This window comes from Gilliamella sp. W8126 (assembly GCF_016102185.1).
In the GTDB taxonomy this organism is placed as follows: Bacteria; Pseudomonadota; Gammaproteobacteria; order Enterobacterales; family Orbaceae; genus Gilliamella; species Gilliamella apis_A.
Map to the genome: position 1 here is coordinate 255,083 of NZ_JACFPE010000001.1, position 20,407 is coordinate 275,489.

General features: G+C 31.8%; 15 protein-coding genes. 12 read left to right on the forward strand and 3 right to left on the reverse strand.

What is annotated here, in order from left to right; genetic code table 11:
- The first annotated feature begins 11 nt into the window (after positions 1-11).
- Positions 12-1,109 (forward strand): two-component system sensor histidine kinase PmrB, encoded by a 1,098-nt coding sequence (gene pmrB / locus H3S74_RS01135; RefSeq protein ID WP_198221755.1) that lies wholly within the window; start codon positions 12-14, stop codon positions 1,107-1,109.
- Here pmrB and H3S74_RS01140 read toward each other — a convergent pair.
- On the reverse strand, positions 1,081-1,701 hold the full coding sequence (locus tag H3S74_RS01140; RefSeq protein ID WP_198199337.1) for a YrbL family protein: 621 nt from the start codon (positions 1,699-1,701) through the stop codon (positions 1,081-1,083). The two genes, pmrB and H3S74_RS01140, sit on opposite strands and share 29 nt — an antisense overlap.
- Before the next feature lie 274 nt (positions 1,702-1,975).
- Between H3S74_RS01140 and rplM the strand changes: the two genes are divergently transcribed.
- The 11 genes from rplM to H3S74_RS01195 all read left to right on the forward strand — a co-directional run bounded on the left by rplM (position 1,976) and on the right by H3S74_RS01195 (position 18,197).
- Positions 1,976-2,404 carry a 50S ribosomal protein L13 gene (gene rplM, locus H3S74_RS01145; protein ID WP_034901369.1) on the forward strand — a complete coding sequence of 143 codons (429 nt, stop codon included), beginning with the start codon at positions 1,976-1,978 and terminating at the stop codon, positions 2,402-2,404.
- A gap of 11 nt (positions 2,405-2,415) precedes the next feature.
- Entirely contained in the window at positions 2,416-2,808 is a 393-nt protein-coding gene (gene rpsI, locus H3S74_RS01150) for a 30S ribosomal protein S9 (RefSeq protein WP_034901366.1), read from the forward strand.
- A 305-nt stretch (positions 2,809-3,113) separates the two neighbouring features.
- Positions 3,114-3,746, forward strand: coding sequence for a stringent starvation protein SspA (gene sspA / locus H3S74_RS01155; RefSeq protein WP_086359756.1), 633 nt, complete (start codon positions 3,114-3,116; stop codon positions 3,744-3,746).
- Between the two features lie 51 nt (positions 3,747-3,797).
- Positions 3,798-4,208, forward strand: a complete 411-nt coding sequence (locus tag H3S74_RS01160) for a ClpXP protease specificity-enhancing factor (RefSeq protein ID WP_110448204.1) — start codon at positions 3,798-3,800, stop codon at positions 4,206-4,208.
- A gap of 204 nt (positions 4,209-4,412) precedes the next feature.
- Entirely contained in the window at positions 4,413-6,278 is a 1,866-nt protein-coding gene (locus H3S74_RS01165) for an ABC transporter ATP-binding protein (protein WP_198246995.1), read from the forward strand.
- A complete protein-coding gene (locus H3S74_RS01170; protein ID WP_198221746.1) occupies positions 6,271-8,001 on the forward strand; it encodes an ABC transporter ATP-binding protein in 1,731 nt (576 codons plus the stop codon). Before H3S74_RS01165 ends, H3S74_RS01170 begins: the two co-directional genes overlap by 8 nt.
- Positions 8,002-8,068: 67 nt before the next feature.
- Positions 8,069-9,019: an inorganic triphosphatase gene (locus tag H3S74_RS01175; protein ID WP_198246996.1), complete on the forward strand. Its 951-nt coding sequence runs from the start codon at positions 8,069-8,071 to the stop codon at positions 9,017-9,019.
- 8 nt (positions 9,020-9,027) lie between these two features.
- A complete protein-coding gene (locus H3S74_RS01180; protein ID WP_198246997.1) occupies positions 9,028-10,005 on the forward strand; it encodes a hypothetical protein in 978 nt (325 codons plus the stop codon).
- Between the two features lie 299 nt (positions 10,006-10,304).
- A complete protein-coding gene (locus H3S74_RS12630; protein ID WP_198246998.1) occupies positions 10,305-12,791 on the forward strand; it encodes an autotransporter outer membrane beta-barrel domain-containing protein in 2,487 nt (828 codons plus the stop codon).
- A gap of 307 nt (positions 12,792-13,098) precedes the next feature.
- The gene (gene glnE, locus H3S74_RS01190; RefSeq protein ID WP_198246999.1) at positions 13,099-15,942 is read left to right on the forward strand and encodes a bifunctional [glutamate--ammonia ligase]-adenylyl-L-tyrosine phosphorylase/[glutamate--ammonia-ligase] adenylyltransferase; all 2,844 of its coding nucleotides are present in this window, start codon (positions 13,099-13,101) and stop codon (positions 15,940-15,942) included.
- A gap of 86 nt (positions 15,943-16,028) precedes the next feature.
- Positions 16,029-18,197: an extracellular solute-binding protein gene (locus H3S74_RS01195; RefSeq protein WP_198247000.1), complete on the forward strand. Its 2,169-nt coding sequence runs from the start codon at positions 16,029-16,031 to the stop codon at positions 18,195-18,197.
- A gap of 47 nt (positions 18,198-18,244) precedes the next feature.
- On the opposite strand, the gene H3S74_RS01200 is transcribed toward H3S74_RS01195, so the two are convergent.
- Positions 18,245-19,471, reverse strand: coding sequence for an MFS transporter (locus H3S74_RS01200; RefSeq protein WP_086359763.1), 1,227 nt, complete (start codon positions 19,469-19,471; stop codon positions 18,245-18,247).
- Positions 19,472-19,484: 13 nt separating this feature from the next.
- Positions 19,485-20,312: an MBL fold metallo-hydrolase gene (locus H3S74_RS01205; protein WP_198247001.1), complete on the reverse strand. Its 828-nt coding sequence runs from the start codon at positions 20,310-20,312 to the stop codon at positions 19,485-19,487.
- Between the last annotated feature and the right edge of the window lie 95 nt (positions 20,313-20,407).

Here is a 20,407-nt window from a genome sequence, read left to right on the forward strand (position 1 = left end):
ATGATAAACTTATGATTGAAAAATCCTTGACCAAGATACGTCATAGTATTCGCTGGAATCTTTTTTTTACTTTAGGCGCTATTATGTTGATTTGCCAAATTATTACGGTATTTTGGTTATGGCATGAAAGTAAAGAGCAAATTGATGTTCTAGTTAATTTAACATTAAGTAAAAATAAAATTGACGAAGTAGTTGAGCACGAGGAGTTAGAGGCTATTTTTGCTCTGTTCTGTTCTGCCTTTTCTATGATGGCTGTAACTTTATTTTTAGCTTATAAAGCTATTAAATGGATTACTAAACCTTTAGAGATTCTTGAAAAAGATCTAAACCAAAGAACAGCTGATAATCTTAGACCGATAAAACCAATTAGTAATATGCGTGAAATCAAATCGATTACACTGGTATTGAATAATTTGTTTGAGAGACTCAATAATACTCTTTCACAAGAACGTCTTTTTACTGCTGATGTTGCACATGAAATGCGAACACCATTGGCAGGTATTCGTCTGCATTTAGAATTACTTGAAGCGAAAAATAAAATCGATTGTCGTGAACTAATTGAACGTATAGATCGTTTAGTCAATACGGTAGAGCAACTTTTGATGCTCGCTAGGGCTAGTCAAAAATTTACGTTAGGTCAGTATCAAAAAATTAATTTTTATGATGATATTCAAATACCACTTTTTGATGAATTAACCGAACTAACAGAACAAAAACAACAAACGATTGAATGGCAAATTACTAATAAGATTACTTTTAGTGGCGATGCAACTCTGATTCGTTTACTGATTCGCAATCTGGTTGAAAACAGTTATCGATATAGTCCAAATAAAAGTAAAATTACGATATGTTTTTATCAAGACATTCAAGATATTATTATTGCGGTTAAAGATGAGGGCTGTGGTATTGATGAATCAAAGACTGAAAATTTAACGCAAGCCTTTTTCCGAATGGATCGTAAACATAATGGAATAGGGCTTGGCCTAAGTATTGTTAATCGCATCACTAAATTGCATCATGGGCAATTTACATTAAGAAATCGGCAGGACCGTCAAATAGGTACCATTGCCGAAGTTAGACTTAATGATTCACTTCATCAATTAACTTAGTTATTAAACTGTTATGTTGATTTTCTTTAATAAGTGATGATAAAAAACGTTGCCAAGTGCGTTCTATTTTTGCTTTGGCAAAAAATCCGACATAATTAGCAATCGGAATAAAGGTCGAATTACCTATATTATCAATAATGATTAAGCGATTTTTTTCAGATGACAAATGCTGAAATAAAATATTTTTACTTTTGATTGTCATGGTAATAATTCGATCTTTTAATAACGCTGTTTTTAGTGCTTTAAGCGATACAACTAACGCACTATAATATTGTTGAGTTAATTGTTCGTCATAGAGATATTTTTCTAACGGTGTAGCAATTTTCCCATCATAGTCCCGAATTAATTCAAAAACATGTCCTTGTCCAAAATTTGTTGTTACTGGGCCATAATAATTTGCCAAAACATCCCACGATATTTTGCGTTTTATAAGATGTTTATAATAAGCAATTTCACGGTTTGTTTCTTCTTCGGCGCCATCATTATAATTTACTTTGATACATTTATTCGGATCATCTGGATGATGATAGCATTTTCTATGTAGTCCTTTGCTTATATAATCTTTTTCGGTAAGTTGAATTAAATTTTTCATCAATTGATATCGTGTAATTAAAGGTTAACTGAAAGTGTAGCAGTTAGTGTTTTTTATCGCTATGTTTTTTTGTTATAAGTTCTAGCGCTTTTATAATATTTCTGTATAATATTGCCACCCACGTTACAACAGTGTTCTTCCCAACGCTGTTTTCGATTGTCAAAATTAGTATAGCAACTCGAAGGGGTTAGTTAGTTAATAGTAGCAATCAAAAAGTGTAAATAAATCAAATGATTTATTAACGTGAGATTAATTAAAATTTGGATAAATACGAATGAGTACTTTTTCAGCTAAACCAGAAACAGTTAAACGCGACTGGTATGTTGTTGATGCAGCAGGTAAAACGTTAGGTCGTTTAGCTACTGAAATCGCAAGCCGTTTGCGTGGTAAACACAAAGCAGAATATACACCACATGTTGATACAGGTGACTATATTATCGTTATCAATGCAGAAAAAGTTGCTGTAACAGGCAAAAAACGCACTGATAAGATCTATTATCGTCATACTGGTTACATCGGTGGACTTAAAGAAGCGACTTTTAAAGAAATGATTGAACGTCATCCTGAACAAGTCATCGAAATTGCTGTAAAAGGCATGTTACCGAAAGGTCCTCTTGGTCGTGCAATGTACCGTAAACTAAAAGTTTATGCTGGTAGTGAGCACAATCATGCGGCACAACAACCGCAAGTATTAGATATTTAAGGGGATAGAAGATGGCTGATAATCAATATTACGGTACAGGTCGCCGCAAAAGTTCCGCTGCTCGAGTGTTTATCAAACCAGGTAGTGGAAATATCGTTATTAATAAACGTTCATTAGAGCAATATTTCGGTCGTGATACAGCTCGTATGGTTGTTATGCAACCACTTGAGTTAGTTGAAATGACTGACAAACTTGATCTTTACATCACGGTTAAAGGTGGTGGTATTTCAGGTCAAGCTGGTGCGATTCGCCACGGTATTACTCGTGCATTAATGGAATATGATGAAACTTTACGCTCTTCATTACGTCAAGCGGGCTTTGTTACTCGTGATGCACGTCAAGTTGAACGTAAAAAAGTGGGTCTACGCAAAGCTCGTCGTCGTCCACAATTCAGTAAACGTTAATTGCTACGTTACAAATTTGTTTCAAAACCCAGCACAAGCTGGGTTTTTTTTCAGTTTTATTTATTACGATATAAATTATAGATAATAATCACCCAAATCAAAAATAACTTATTATTATTCAATATAATATATTATAAATCTTTTATTCTCCTCAAAAAATATAATCTGTTTATAAGATGAAAAGAGTACAAATCTGAGAAAAAAACAAAAAGAAAATTCATTTTTTTTAACAAATTTGTTATCCAATTTGTTAGAATAGTTATTAATATAAACTTATTTTAACTTTTTGCATATTTGGAGTGACCATGGTTGTTGCTGTTAATAAACGTTCTGTAATGACATTATTTTGTGATACAACAGATATTTATGGCCATCAGATTCGTTTTGTGTTGGCAGAAAAAGGGGTAACAGCTGAAATCGAGTTTGTTACAGCAGATAATCTACCTCAAGAATTATTGGATTTAAATCCCTACGGTTCAATTCCAACACTAATTGATCGTGACCTTACCTTATATGAACCTCATATTGCATTAGAATATTTGGATGAACGTTTTCCTCATCCACCGCTAATGCCTGTTTACCCAATTGTAAGAGCGAATTCTCGATTAACCATGTATCGCATTAAGAAAGAATGGTATAGCGCTTACGAAACAATTTTAGCTAATCCGGATAGTGAAGCAGCTAAACAAGCTCGTAAAAATTTACTTGATGATTTAGTATCAATCTCCATAATGTTTAAAGAAAAAGATTACTTTATGAGTGATGATTTTACATTATGTGATTGTTATTTTGCTCCTTTGCTTTGGCGTTTACCTATGATTGGTATTGAGTTGCCAAAAGTTGCCGAGAAAAATTATCTTGCTTATATGGCTCGAATTTTTGAACGACCAGCTTTTATAAGCTCTTTAACTGAAGATGAAAAGAAAATTAGAGCGTAATAGTTTATTTTTTATCTAACGACAGATTAGCAATTAAACAAGGTAGCCGTTATGGAAATTGATAACATGACTCCTCGTCGCCCTTATATCTTCAGGGCTTTTTATGACTGGATCTTAGATAATGAATTAACTCCGTATATTGTGGTTGATACTTCTGTATATGGTGTATTAGTACCGCAAGAGTTTATAAAAGATAATCAAATAGTACTTAATATTGCCCCGCAATCGGTCGGGCAATATTTAGCTAATAATGAACAAATCGAATTTAATGCTAGGTTTTCTGGTGTTCCTCAACATATTGTTGTACCAATGGCAGCTATTGAAGCTATTTATGCTCGTGAAAATGGTGTTGGTATGGGATTTGAGGATGAGCCACATTATAAAGCTCTTAGAGAAGGAGCGAATAAACCTGCAGAAAATATTAAACCAAAACCAGCTAATCCTTTCCGAGTTGTCAAATAATTATTATTAATTGTTTGAATAATAAAAAAATTCACTATCTTATTTACAATCTTAATATTTGGTCATAAATAAGATAGTCCTTTTTTGTCTGTAATATCTATAATAGTAATAGCCAATATAAATCAAAGTAGGAGCAAAAATAATTGTTATTTTAAAATTTATAACTGATAATGATTATTATTACCATAACAGAGTGTTCATTCTATGAAAACGTGTAATAACAATCCTACTTCTCGTCTTTGGCAGCTTGCTTTTCGATATAAAGTACTCATTATTTTATCTTGTTTACTTTCAATCTTCAGTGTTGCTACTGCCTTTATTCCTTTTATTTCAGTATATTATATTGTTTATGAAATAATTATTAGTCTAGTAAACAACACTACATTAAATAATGAATTAATTATCGATTATGGTTGGTTAGCTTTTATTGCTGCGGCATCTTCTATATTTTTAAATTTTTTAGCACTTTGTCTTTCGCATATTGCTGCGTTTAAAACTCTTTATCATTTAAAATACAATTTTATTCGATACTTATCATGTTTGCCTCTAGGATTTTATACTAAACATTCAAGTGGCGAATTACGAAAAATTGTTGATGATGATATTGAAAAAATAGAGATTTTTATTGCACATCAGTTGCCTGATATGATTGGTTCATTTGCTACTCCAATTATTATTTTTATTATTTTAGCTATTTTCGATTGGCGTTTAGGTTTGGCAACATTAGTACCAATCATCTTAGCTTATATTGTTTTAAAAAGTGGTTATCGTCGTAAAGAAATTAAAAACAATATGCAAGAGTTTCAAACCCGATTAATTGATATGAGTAATGCTTCAGTTGAATATATTCGTGGTATAACAGTGGTTAAAGCTTTTAATCAAACTTTCTTTTCTTTTAAACGCTTTTATGAATCTATCAAAGCTTATCAACAATATTGTCTTAAGTTTATAGATTGTTTTAAATATCATATGGCACTGTTTTTGCTCATATTAAATAATATCTATCTTTTTATTATTCCCGTAATGATTTTATTATTAGGTACAACAGAAAATTATGCCAATTTTATTTTGTCATCTATTTTCTATTTAATTTTCTCACTGGCTTTGCCGGCACCTTTTTTCAAACTTTTATATGTATCACAAAGTTTTCAAAGAGCAGTTAAAAGTGTTGAAAATATGGATAATGTTCTCAATATAAAATCATTGGCTGAACCGGAATCAGGCCTAGAAGTTGATAATTATGATATTTGTTTTAATGATGTTACATTCTCTTATAATGAGAATGAAGATAATGATTCTTTAGAAAGTAATGCCCTCAATCATATCTCTTTTACTGCCAAACAAGGAACAACCACCGCATTAGTTGGGCTTTCTGGTAGTGGCAAAAGTACCATTTCATTACTCATTCCGCGCTTTTTTGATCCTAGGGAAGGATCAATAACCATTGGTGATGTAGACATTAAGCAAATGAGTAGTGAATATTTATTATCATTAGTGAGTTTTGTGTTTCAAGATGTTTTTCTCTTTAAACAAACAATTTTAGATAATATTAAAATCGGTAAACCAGATGCCGATCTAAACGAAGTTATTGCCGCATCTAAAGCCGCTCAGTGTCATGATTTTATTGAGAAATTACCTGATGGCTATCAATCTGTAATAGGCTCTAAGGGGGTGCATCTTTCTGGCGGAGAAATGCAACGATTAGCAATTGCTCGAGCATTACTAAAAAACTCACCTATACTGATTCTTGATGAAGCTACATCTTTTGCTGATCCTGAAAATGAATACAAAATTCAACTTGCCTTAAAAGTATTAATGGAAGGTAAAACCGTTATTATGATTGCCCATCGCCTATCAACAATAAAAGATGCCGATCAAATTGTGGTATTAGATAAAGGAAGTATTGTTGAAAAAGGAACCCACCAGCAACTTATTGATAAACAAAATACCTATTACAAAATGTGGCAATATTACAAGCAAACATTAGATTGGCAAATGGATCAACCAAATTCTGCTAATAATTGTCATTCAGATCACTCTTGTCATAATGATGAGGTAGCACATGTTTAAAAAAATATTAATGTTGTCCGATATAGAAAGTAAAAATCTTAATCAAGCGATTATTGCTTGTACATTGTCCAATTTAACATTAATGTTGCCTTTCATAATTTTATTACAGGTAATTATGTTGTTAATTGAGCCTTTAACTAACCAAATACCAGTGAATGTTTATTATCTTTGGATAATGGCAGGCTTCGGTGTGTTATCTGCGATTTTGTTTTTAATCTGTTATAAAAGAGAATATAAAAAGACTTACGCTAATGCTTTTAGTCAAGCTGCCAATACTCGAATTGCGGTCGCTGAAAAACTTCGCAAATTACCACTAAGCTTTTTTAATCGAAAAGATCTTTCTGAACTTACTGCAAATATTATGGGCGATTGTGCGGTTATTGAAAATATGCTTAGCCATGTCATACCGCAATTAATTGGATATTCAGTTAGCAGTCTAATAACTTGTTGCTTATTAGCATTTTATGATTGGCGAATGGCTGCGGCAATTTTTTGTACTTTGCCAATTGCTATTATTATAGTTGTTGCTGGTAAAAGACTCGAACAAAAATTGGGGGAAAAACATGTTCAAGCTAAATTAGCTGTTTCCGATGAGGTTCAAGAATATCTTGATGGTATAAAAATCATAAAAGGTTTTGGATTAAGTGGTAAAAAATTCAATCGTTTAGATAAAGCACTGAAAAATATGATGTGGGCATCGATTAAGTTTGAAGGAATAGGTGGAATTATTGTTACTTTGTCTACTATGACATTACAAGTGGGTTTAGGTATTGTTGTTTTACTCGGGGTAACCTTAATGGTTTCTGGAAGTTTGGATCCAATTACTTTTATTGCTTTTGTGATTATTAGTTCGCGAATTTATAGTCCATTAATTTCAGTTTTAACATTATTACCTGAACTGTTCTATATGCTGGTTTCAATCGATAGAATGAAGAGTCTGCAAAATGAACCTATTATGGAAGGTAGAGATGATGTGACTTTTACTAATTATAATATCAATATTGATCAGATTAATTTTTCCTATAATCAGACAAGTGTTATTAATAATGTAAGTTGCGCTATACCTGAAGGAAAAATGACAGCACTAGTTGGGCCATCTGGTAGTGGTAAAAGTACCTTATTACAGTTGATTGCTCGTTTCTGGGATGTAAATTCAGGAAAAATCACTATAGATAATCAAGATATTAAGCAAATAGATCCGGAAACATTAATGCATTCAATGGCTTTTGTTTTTCAGAAGGTGGTATTGTTTGATGATACTATTATGAATAATATTCGAATTGGTAGGCATAATGCTACTGATGAAGAGGTAAAACATGTGGCTAAAATCGCTAGATGTGATGAGCTAGTAGCTCGATTACCAGATGGTTGGAATACATTAATTGGTGAAAACGGTAGTAAACTTTCTGGCGGTGAACGGCAACGTATCTCAATTGCGAGAGCATTATTAAAAAATGCACCTATTATTTTGCTTGATGAAGCTACCGCTTCTTTGGATCCTGAAAATGAAGTTTATATTCAAGAAGCCATTGCTAATCTAGTAAAAGATAGAACTGTCATTGTTATTGCTCATCGCTTAAAAACTATCGTTGGTGCTGATAATATTATTGTCTTAGATCAAGGTTCAATTGTAGAACAAGGCAATTATCAGCAATTAATGGCTAAAAATGGCTTATTTACTAAGCTTTATAGCCTACAAAAACAGACATTGTCTATTAATTAATGATTGGCTATATTTCTGAAAATAATCAGTATATCATATAACAAAATAACTGATAAAAAACAGACGAATGAGTAATGAAATTGAATTAAAGTTTCAGATTAATCAAGCTGATATAGCAGAGCTACAACTTTATTTAAATCAATGGGTATGTTGTGATGAAGCAGAATTTTCTTCGCAAGGATCAAGAACACTAGTTAATCAATTAAATTTGATTAATACTTATTATGATAGCGAAGATTATTTTCTACGTCACAATGGTTGTGGTTTACGAGTTAGAATAAGCGAAGATGCTAACGGTAAGCATTTTGAAATGACATTAAAATCAAAAGGGAAATCTGTCGGAGGATTACACGAACGAATTGAGTTTAATGAATCGCTTCCTGATGATAAACTTGATTTGAGTGTGTTACCAAAAGGAGCATTACCAGCTAATTGTGATATAAAATTGTTACAACAAGAAATAATCCCTCTGTTTACTACTAACTTTAAACGTCAAACTTGGTTAATTTCATTTGCGAATAGTGAAATAGAAGTGGCATTAGATCAAGGCCAAATTACCTCAAACGGAAAATTGATACCTATTCAAGAGATTGAGCTCGAAATAAAACAGGGTAATAAATTGGATTTAATTAATTTTGCTATTGAATTAAGCCGATTCCATTTACATTTATTTTCGCAAAGTAAAGCTTCTCGTGGTTATCGTTTATTAAACAACTTATCTTTTACGCCAACTATGATTTCTGTGACAAAGCTAAATGATTTATCAAGCGTGTTAGATTTTTGGCAACAGCATGAAGAATATGCGTTAGAAAATAATGATTTAACCTATTATCAACAGCTAGTAACTCAAATAAATGAAATGCTAATTAGCCAAAACTTGTCAATAGGACCTGAATTTCATCATTGGCAAACAGCCATTCCATATATCGACTCGGTCGAAAATTTTGCTTATAGTGAAATCAATACAAAAGTAAAACTCATGTTAATTACTGAAATAAATAAAGCGGATAAAAAATAGTTATAAAAATGAAAAAAACGTTATTCAAATTACCTTTATTATTTGTTTTATTTTATTGGCTTGTAAATATTGTTTTGTTTACAGCCTATTTCATTGTAATTAATAATTATTTTACTGCATCTGATTTGACATTTTTTCAGATAAGTAAAGGAATTATTCAACGACTTTCAGTTAACTTCTATTTACAGTTACCGAATTCAATTATACTTTTTATTGTTGCCATCGTTTTATTGAATAAATATTATATTAATATAATCAATCGAAAAAATATTATTAATACTTTCATTATAGCCATATTAATTGTCTTGAGTGAAATAGTAGGAAGATGGTTTTATCGGACTTATATTAATAAGTGGATGTTTATTGAACAGCAATATGCAGGTATAGATATATATTTTATTTCTATAATCGACATATTTAACTGTACAAAAGTAGTGATGAGTTATCTTTTCATAACAATTTTAACTTTTTTTAGTGTTAAATTTCTTAATTACAAATATATACATAATGATAGTGGATTAACGCAAATTGAAAGTCAAAAGTTACATCTTGGCGTATTTATTTCACTTTATAATTGTTACTTTATCACTTTATTTATTTCATTTTTTGTGCTTGATAGATATATTGATTACAGTTCATATAGCATTATTATAGAATTAGGTATTTTGATTATATTTTTATTAATTACTAATTTGCTGGGTTATTTTTTGTTAAGAAGATGCTTTAAAGGGGTAACAGAAAGTTTAAACCTAACAAGGCTAATTATTAGTTCACTAAGTACCTTTATCTTAAACTGTATATTGCTTGTATTTATTATTTTTATTTGTATCCGAATGTTTGAACTTTTACAAATATATTATAGTTTACCTAATACTCCAACATTGATTACCTGTTGTTGGGTAATAATAGTGATGTTATTTATTGTAAGTAGCCTAATGGTTAGAACTATGGCAAAACTTTTTTTTGATTCAAAAAAGGAAAATTAAGATTCTATAATAGAATAAATTTGTTTGACTTTTTCCCTCTCAAAGTAAACCTATATCAATCTGATGATAAATAACCAAAATTTAGGTTATATTTCATTAAGATTCGCCATTTTTTTCGTTTTAGTACAAAAAAACGCTATTCACTCATATAATCAAGCAATTAGCATAGACATTCATGATCTATTTTTGTTATTTTATCATTATCTTAAAATTCAAGTATAACAATTAATTAGTTTTTTATTGTGCACATTGAGTTTAATAATCTAATGAATAGAAATTATAATAAATATGGAGGTTTTGTGCTTAATAGTAATTCAAATAAAATTAACCTATTGGTCAAATTAACATTCGGGACTTGTCTAATCACCTCTAATTTTTCAAATGCCTTAACCATCATTGATGCTAATAATATTGGGGAATACACTGAAAAAGGTATTGCAGTTACAACTGATGATATTGTTATTCAGAATTTAACAGATAGTTCACTACCACATATCAATTTAGCAAAAAATAAAATATCAGCTATTAAGTCGCAAGTTGCTGGTAAAAAAATAACTATTGATAGTGGATTAGATGAGTTTGTTATCCAAACTAATGGAACGGGTAACTATAATAGCGCATTTAATATCCATGCTCATTCTGGTGGAAAAGTTGATGTTTTAAGTGATATTCGCTTAAATGTTCAAGATGGTACTGGAATTTATTTAGCCAGTGGTGGTAAAGGTAATTTTGCAAAAAAAGTAATAATAGATGGTACCGGTGTAGCAAATCATAGTTTTATTGGAATTCGAGCCTACAATGGTTCAAACACAATTAAGACTGATGGGAACTTTGATGGTGAAGTAATTATTCAGTCCATAGGAGATAGTAGTTATGGTATTTTATCTCTACTCAATAATAATCCTAATGCGATTGGTATAAATTTAAACTTTAATGATAAAGTAACGATTAATATGACTGGGGCTAACTCCGTTGGAGTTTCAGCACAAGAACAAGTTGGAGCAAATCCAAATGCTGACAGTGTTATTAATTTTAATAATGGATTAGATGTAATAACTGCCAATGGAAACGCGATTGAAATGGAACAAAGTGCCGGTAAAATATCTATCAATAGTGGTACAAATACTAATAACATTGTCTCGGTTAATCATAACAGCCATAAAGCCATATATGCGAATACAGGACAAGTAACTGTTCAAGGAAAATCGTATATAAAAGGGGATATTTATGCTAAAGATAAAGGGCAAATAGATCTTGATTTAACTGATGGTTCGCTTTTATTGACTGCGATCAATAATGCGCTCAATGAAACTCCTGAAGAAAAAGGTAATATCAATGTTACAATGACAGGTAGTCAAAACCAATGGCGAATGACAGATAGTTCATATATTGATTCTTTAATATTAAATAATAATGCTAAAATTAGTTTTGGTTACGATTATGAAACACCAAATAGGATCAACAATCTTAACGGTTCAAATAGCATGCTTTTAACCGCAAACTCATTATCTGGCAATGGATTATTTGAATTACGGACATCATTAGGCAATAATTTTGCTAATGATTTAATTAAAATTACCGGATCTTTGCAAGCGACAGGGGAGCATAATATTTCAATTAAAGATGATTATACTGGTTCCGCGATGGTTAATGGTAATGAAAAAATGACTTTAGTTGAAACTGAAGGTGGTGGCGCTAAGTTTAACTTAATTTCCCCATCAATTGATATTGGTCCGTATCAATTTAATAAATTAACTAAAGTTACTAACGAACGTAATAATGGCTCAGAAGATTGGGTATTGTCAGCAACAAATTCGGAATCAGCTAATCCTATAAAACCAAGTAAGCCTCATTTAACAAATACTGCTCAAAATGCAGCTAATATTCTTAATTCAAATTATTTGCTCAGTTACATAGAAACGCAAACTTTACATCAACGAATGGGAAAACTTCGCAGAAATGAAACAGTTGCTGGAGATGCTTGGGGGCATATTTATAGTGGTAAATTAAGCTCGTTTAATGATAATCGTTTGTCTGATTTTGCTATGAATTATTATGGTTTACAGCTCGGTATAGATCGAAGAATAGAAGATAACAGACAGGATGTATATTATGGATTTATGGGCGGTTACAGTCGAGGAAATATCGATCATCATGTAGGTGATGGAAACACAACAGGCTACTATGCAGCAATCTATGGTACCATTCTAGATCAATCTGGATTGTATATCGATGCTTTAGCCAAGTATATGATAATGAAGAATAAATTTAATACAACTACTGGAGGTGGATATTTAGTAAAAGGTGATGGCAATACTAATGGTGTTTCAATAGGAATAGAAGTTGGGCAACGATTCTACCTTTCTCCAGCATTGAATTCAAATCAAGGTTGGTATATTGAACCACAAACACAACTAACCTATTCCCGTCAGGGTAGCACGGTAATTAAAGCAACTAATGGTTTAAGAACCGAATTAAACAGTTACAATTCATTACATAGTCGAGCAAGCATTATCTTAGGTAACAACTTTTCACAAGATAATAACATTATTGATGTATATCTAAAAACAGGCTATGTGAAAGAGTTTGCTGGCCAAACATCTTATGTATTTAACCATACAGCAAAAGAAAAATATGATTTTGCTGGCAATTGGTGGGATAACGGGATTGGTGTTAATATGCAATTTAATAATCATCATAATATTTATGCTGATGTGGTTTATTCTCTGGGCAATAAATTTGATCAAAAACAAGTTAACATGGGGTACCGATATAGCTTCTCATAATGAATTGTTGTTTATTTGTTAACACAAAAATTATTTACTAATATAAAGTGACTTGCAAATACAGTCACTTTTTTTATTTTAATTAATTGGTTAAATTATTTTTTTAGAATAAATATTATTACTCTAAATTGATTGTACCCTATTCATATTAACCATGCTTATTAACTAATTAACTCATTGCATGAAAACAATTGATATGATTTTTTACAATATAGTTCAATAAAAAGATATCGGTATGTAAAAAGTCATTTATAATATTTAATTAGGTGATTTTATCAATATAAAATATTTTAAGTGAGTGCTTATTATGTCCCAGCCAAGCTCGTTAGTTTCACCATTAATTGCTCAGCAAAAAGAAAAGATTATATCTCAATTGTCACAATGTGATTCAAAAGAAGTACTTGATAACCTTAATATTTTGCTACAAAGTGATTTTCTGATTGATGCTTTTTATCGATTTCCCGAGTGGCTGACAGATATTATTACTCATCCCCCTCAAGCTGATGAAAGATGTTTCTATCAACAATGGTTAAATGAAAGACTAGCATCAGTATTTGATGAATTAGCGCTAATGAAAGTATTAAGATTATTTAGGCGCTATATTCTGGTAAGGCTTGAATGGTCACAATTAACCCAAACAAGTAATGATGAGCAAATTTTATTACAACTTACGCAGCTAGCTGAAGTGATTATTATCACCGCACGTGATTGGCTTTATGAGCTTAGTTGTAAAGAATGGGGAACGCCATGTAATTTACAAGGGCAAGCACAACCTTTACTTATTTTAGGCATGGGAAAATTAGGTGGTGGTGAACTGAATTTTTCATCAGATATTGATCTTATCTTTACCTACCCTGAACATGGACAAACTCAAGGTGGGAGACGAGAATTAGATAATGCTGTGTTTTTTACTCGTTTAGGGCAACGATTAATTAAAACACTAGACCAAATTACTGAAGATGGTTTTGTCTACCGCGTTGATATGCGTTTACGTCCGCTTGGTGATGGCGGTCCGTTGGTTTTAAGTTTTTCTGCTATGGAAGATTATTATCAAGAGCAGGGAAGAGACTGGGAACGTTATGCTATGGTAAAAGCAAAAATACTTGGTGATCAGCAAGAACCCTACACCAAAGAGCTTTACCAAATGTTAAAACCATTTGTTTACCGCCGTTATATTGATTTCAGTGTATTGCAGTCATTACGAAATATGAAAAGCATGATCGAGCGTGAAGTTCGGCGTCGAGGCTTGACTAACAATATCAAACTTGGTGCTGGTGGTATTCGTGAAATTGAATTTATTGTACAAGTTTTTCAACTTATACGTGGTGGGCGCGTCGTGGGCCTACAAACTCGCTCTTTATTAACCGCCTTACAAGTAATAGAACAAGAATCGTTACTTAGCGTGAATGAAGTAGACACTTTGCGAGAAAATTATTTGTTTTTACGTCGTTGTGAGAATTTACTTCAAGCTATACATGATGAGCAAACACAAGCATTACCAGACGATGAGCTGGATCGAATTCGTATTGCCACTAGTATGAACTTTAATGATTGGTATGAATTTGAATCTGATCTTGTTAAAAGAATGCAATTAAATCGACAAGTATTTAATCAACTTATCGGTGAAGATACATCTGAATCAGTATCTAATTCTAAGCAATACAATGAACAATTTGATGATCTTTGGGTGCCAGATTTGCAATTAAGTGATGTTACATCAGTACTGACTTCTTACTCACATGATGATGCTGAAAAATTATATCAAATGCTTTGTCAGTTTCGTGATGATATAGGTAAACGGACAATTGGAGTACGAGGTCGTGAAATACTTGACCAATTGATGCCACGATTATTGGAGTTGGTTTGTACTGATAAAAACACATTAGTACTATTATCACGAATCTTACATTTATTAGTTAATATTGTTAGCCGAACAACTTATTTAGAATTACTCCTTGAATATCCAACAGCATTGAAGCAGTTAATTCGTTTATGTAGTGCCTCGCCAATGATTAGTGAGCAACTAGCTCATTATCCAATTTTGTTAGATGAACTAATAGATATTAACTCCCTTTATCAAACTGTTTCACCAAATGAATATAAGAGTGAACTGTATCAATACTTACTTCGTATTGAGGTTGATGATGAAGAACAACAACTTGAAGCACTAAGACAATTTAAGCAAATGCAATTATTGCATATAGCGGCTGCCGATGTTGAGCAGGTATTAAATACTATGAAGGTAAGCGATCATTTGACCTATGTTGCAGAATCACTAATTGATTTTGTTGTACAAATGGCATGGAATCAAATGGTCGCACGTTATGGTAAACCTACACATTTAACTGACAATCAAAAAGGATTGGTTATTATCGCTTATGGCAAATTAGGTGGTTGGGAATTGGGTTATGGTTCAGATTTAGATCTGGTATTTCTTCATGATTGCCCTGTAGATAGTATAACTAATGGTGATAAACAAATTGATAGTCGCCAATTTTATTTACGATTAGTACAAAGGATTATTCATCTCTTCAATGTTCGCACCAGCTTTGGAATTCTTTATGAAGTTGATGTTCGTTTACGTCCACAAGGTGATGCAGGTTTATTAGCTTGTAGTTTAAATGCTTTTTATGACTATCAAATGCATGAAGCTTGGACATGGGAACACCAAGCATTAGTCCGAGCTAGAGCTGTATATGGTGAGATAGAACTGATTAAACGCTTCAACCAAATTAGGCATGATGTTTTATGTAAACCTCGTGAAGAAAAGGTATTAAAAACCGAAGTTAGAGAGATGCGCGAAAAGATGCGGACCCATTTAGGTACAACTGAGCAACATCGATTTAATTTGAAAATTGATGAAGGTGGCATTGGTGATATTGAATTCTTATCCCAATATCTGGTACTTAACTATGCTCATCAATATCCTAAAATGACAACATGGAGTGATAACGTAAGGATTTTAGAATTAGCGGCAAATTATCAAATCATGGATAGCCAAGAAGCTGAACAGTTAACTAAAGCTTATATTGATATGCGCAATGAAATCCATCAATTATCATTACAACTTTTACCGAGTACAGTTGATGATTCATACTTCAAATTAGAAAAACAGATTGTGAATCAAAGTTGGTTAAAATGGCTTAAATAGTATTTAGCCAATCACTAAAATATTTTTATTATTGATCAATAATTTCGATTTGATTGCTGAATAAATTTAATGGAGTCTATAACTTAATGGCGACAATCAAAGATATTGCAAAACTTGCCGGCGTATCTCATGGAACTGTTTCAAACGTACTTAATGATCGAGGTAATGTTAGTGTAAAAAAAATTAAATTGGTTGAACAAGCCATTCAACGGTTAGGTTATCAAATTAATTTATCTGCTAAAAATTTAAAAGAAGGTACAACTAAATCTATTTCGGTCATACTACCCAATATTACGTCTGAACAATATAGTAATTTATATGATGGTTTGTTTAATCAAGCTAATCGGCTTGGTTATGAGTTGTCACTTTATCTAACCTATGATTCAAAAGATCTTGAGTTACAATTAATTCAAAAGGTGGCTGTTAAACGAGATTATGCTGTTATAGTTGTTAGCTCATTATCTGACGCTAGTGAATATTATCAAAAAATTAAGTTGCCAAAAGAGAAAATAATTTTTGTTTATAGAAAACCTTCATCTGCATTACAATTTATTTCACTAGATTATGAGAAAGCTGGGCAAGACATTGCTAATGAGTTGATCAACGAATCGTATCATCGAATTGGATTATTTAGTAATTCAGAACATCATACTCATTCTCAATCCTTTAAAAAAGGTTTACAAAGCCAGTTTAAAAAACATAATTATTCAGTCCTATTGAATAATATAGCTTCCAAGCCATCTAACGGTACTTATAATTTAGCATTTAGTTTTTTTGCCGATGAACAGACAAAGTATGATGCCATTATTACCATGGATATGGAGCGGGCTCATTTCGTCCGTAATGCGAATTATTTTGGTAGTCAACAAGACTGCCCACCAATTTATACTTTAACGAACAATAGTTTTTATTATGAAGACAATATCTATCAATACCATATGAACTATGGCATATTAAGTGAACAAATTATGAAATTGGTAGAGGGAGAAACTGTAACCAATATCGATAATAAAGGCTTTTCATTATTACCTGATTCAAATTCAGCAAATAAAACTAAACATAATGAAACCATTAATTTTCTAATCTTACCAAGTCCATCAACACAAGCGGTCAAAAAATTACTCCCTCATTTTAAGAAAATGTATGGTATTAATGTTAATTTAATTATTAAGCCCTTCGACGAAATATATCATATTTTGAATCAACTTAATCAGCATCAAGAGATCGATATTATTCGAATAGATATGGCTGGATTACCTTGGTTTGCACCGTCAGTATTTAAACCTTTATCAAAATTAGCAATCGACTTCGATCATTTATTGGCAAAATACCCACTAGAACTCATCGAACGCTTTAGTTATGTAAATAATATTGCTTATGCGATTCCTTTTGACCCAAGTGTACAGATGCTTTTTTATCGTAAAGATTTATTTAATGACCCATTAAGTAAACGAGCTTATTTTGAAAGGTATCGACAACAACTAAATGTTCCTAAAAATTTTACTGAATTTGATCAAATTGCACAATTTTTTAGTCGACAACACAATCCTGAATCACAAGTAGAATTTGGCAGTTGCATTACTTTAGGCAATTATGAACTCATTGCATCAGAGTTTTTAGTTCGTTATTATGCTCAAGGTGGTAAATTAATTAATGGCAATAAATTAGGCTTAAACAAGACTATTGCTCTTAATACTTTAAATCAGTTGCAATCATTTATAAAGGTAGCAAGAAATATACAATCACCTTGGTGGCAAGAATCAGTAAATTTATTTGAACAAGGCCAACTTGCAATGTTAATTGTTTATATGAATTTATTTAGTTATATCAATCATCGTAATATTTTACCTTTAGTTGGATATGCAAAAGTACCTGGTCGAAAATCTTTATTTGGTGGTGGATCACTTGGTATGTCGAAATATAGTCAAAAAGATAAACAAGTTAAAATCTTTTTTGATTGGCTTTATTCTAATGAAATCAGTGAACAAATAGCATTACTTGGTGGCGCCACGGCACAAAAATCTATTTTTCAAAATCATAGAATTATTAAGAGTTATCCATGGTTACCAGTGGTACAACAACAATACACTAATGGTATTCGGGAAAATAGTATGACTGGTAATGCGATTAATTTAAGATTGATTGAAAACATTATTGGCAAATATTTAACACAGTGGATAACTAATCAATATAGTTCAATGCAAATCATAGGGTTGATTAATGTTGAGATAGAAAAAACTATGGCTAATAAATAATTATTAGCCATAGTTTACGTAACTTTTTATCGTTAACTGTGAATGGATTATTCTGATTCTACTTTTTTAGGTGTCATGATGACATCTTTGTCTCTAAAGAAGTACCAGAAACCTACCGCAACAATTGCTGCAACTACAGCTGGATAGATCCAAAACTCTTGCCATTGAGGTCCAGCATTAGGTAATGTTTTTTCAGTAACAACACGATTATTGATAAATCCACATACCGATGCCGCCATAAATACACCAAAGCCATTAGAAACAATAAAACGTAAGCCTTGAGCCTGAGCTTTGATTTCTGGGCCAGCTTTTTTATCAACATAAATATCGCCCGCGGTAAAGAAGAAATCCCAACAAATACCTTGTAACAATAAAGTGCCAATAATATAGAAGAACATATTACCGTCTGACGTTGCGGCTAACGATAGCATCATACTACGAATTATCCAACAAATTGCACCGAATAAGATGATCTTTTTAAACCCAAAGCGACCTAGTAGGAAAGATAAAAGGAACATAAATAGCACTTCTGTAGCAATAGCAATTTGCATCATTGATGCTGGTTCTAATCCTAATACAGGCAAATAAACGGGTAAATAAGCACTATATGCAGTTTTAGTGATCATTAAGATAAAGGTAGAAAGCATGAATATAGTGAAATATTTATCTTTAAAAAGAGATAAGGCATCTAAACACATGGCATCTCGAATTGAGAATTTTTTATTTCGACTGGTTGGTGGCGTATTTGGTAAAGTGAAACAATAAATGCCGTAAACCACAGAAGCTCCAGAAGCAAGTAAAAATGAATTGATTGAACTTGAAAAACCAGTGTAGCCAAGAATTAATCCTACTATCATAAAGCCGATAGTACCAAATACACGAATAATTGGGAACCAACGCACACCATCTATATGCCTAAAGCTTACGCTATTTGCTAAAGCCGTTGTTGGATAGAATAATAAACCAACAATAAATATCATTATTAAAAAGCCGACAATATTGCCACTTTCAACAAAGTTAGGAATGATAAATAAAACACCGGCATTAAGAATGTGTAATATCCCCATCACTTTTTGAGATGCGATGAATCTATCAGCAATCATACCAATAAAAAGTGGCGAAATGATGGTTGCAATTCCTAAAACTGAATAAGTAGAACCAACAATTTCTTTCAATCCATAAGCTGCAAGTACTGCGCCGATAACCATATTCCATGCACCTTGCACAAAATATTGTAAAAACATCATTACCAGTAAACGTGGTATTTTAAACATATATTGCTCCGTATTAAATCGTCTTCGTTAAGCCATCATAGGCCACTTGAATATTATAAGGTTTAAATATTTCAACTAATTCATCATGCATGAAGCCACTACTATGGGAGTGATGAGAAGTGATAAGTTGAGTATTGGAATCAAAAATACCTTCTTCTAACATGCGTTTTTGAGCTGCAATAACAGTTTCAATACTCATGTGATTATTGGTTTTATCATTTTGTTTATAGCCGTAAGTACACTCGAAAATTGCCATATCAATTTTTTTACCGCTATTTTTCAACCATTGCCAAGTTAGCTCAGGAAAATAACCCGAATCATGTCCGTGGAGTAAGGTTTTACCATCTTTCTCGATTAAATAAATAAAACAAAATTCCCATTTAGCATGATTAGCCAACAAAGCAGTAACGGTATAACCAGCTGATGTCACAACAGTTTGAAATGGAACCACTAAATTAAATACAAAACGCTCAGGACTATATCCAGGTAAAACATTTAAGCAACCATTTATTGCAATATCATTGCCATAAATATACAGCGGATGGTCGATATTAAATCCATAGTCCACCATACGACTAAACAGATCGCCAACATTAAAATGGTCAGGGTGAGTATGAGTAAACAATAAGTCCTTTATTTTAGTAACGTCAATGTTTTCTCTCATTACTTGATAGCTATATTCAGGGGCAAAATCAATTTGTATAATATCATCAATAAGAATCGAACTTCGAGTTCTTATATTTTTACCTTTTTGTTGGCGAGATTTTTCACAAATTTCACATTTACAAAAAGGATTTGGGATACCTTCAGAAGCGGCAGTACCCAAAAACTGTAGTTTCACATTGTTCTCCTATCTATAATTAGATTGTTTTTATGCTAGTTTTAGCATTATGTTAGCAAAAATTGGAACGTTTCAATTTTATTTTAATGTCATAA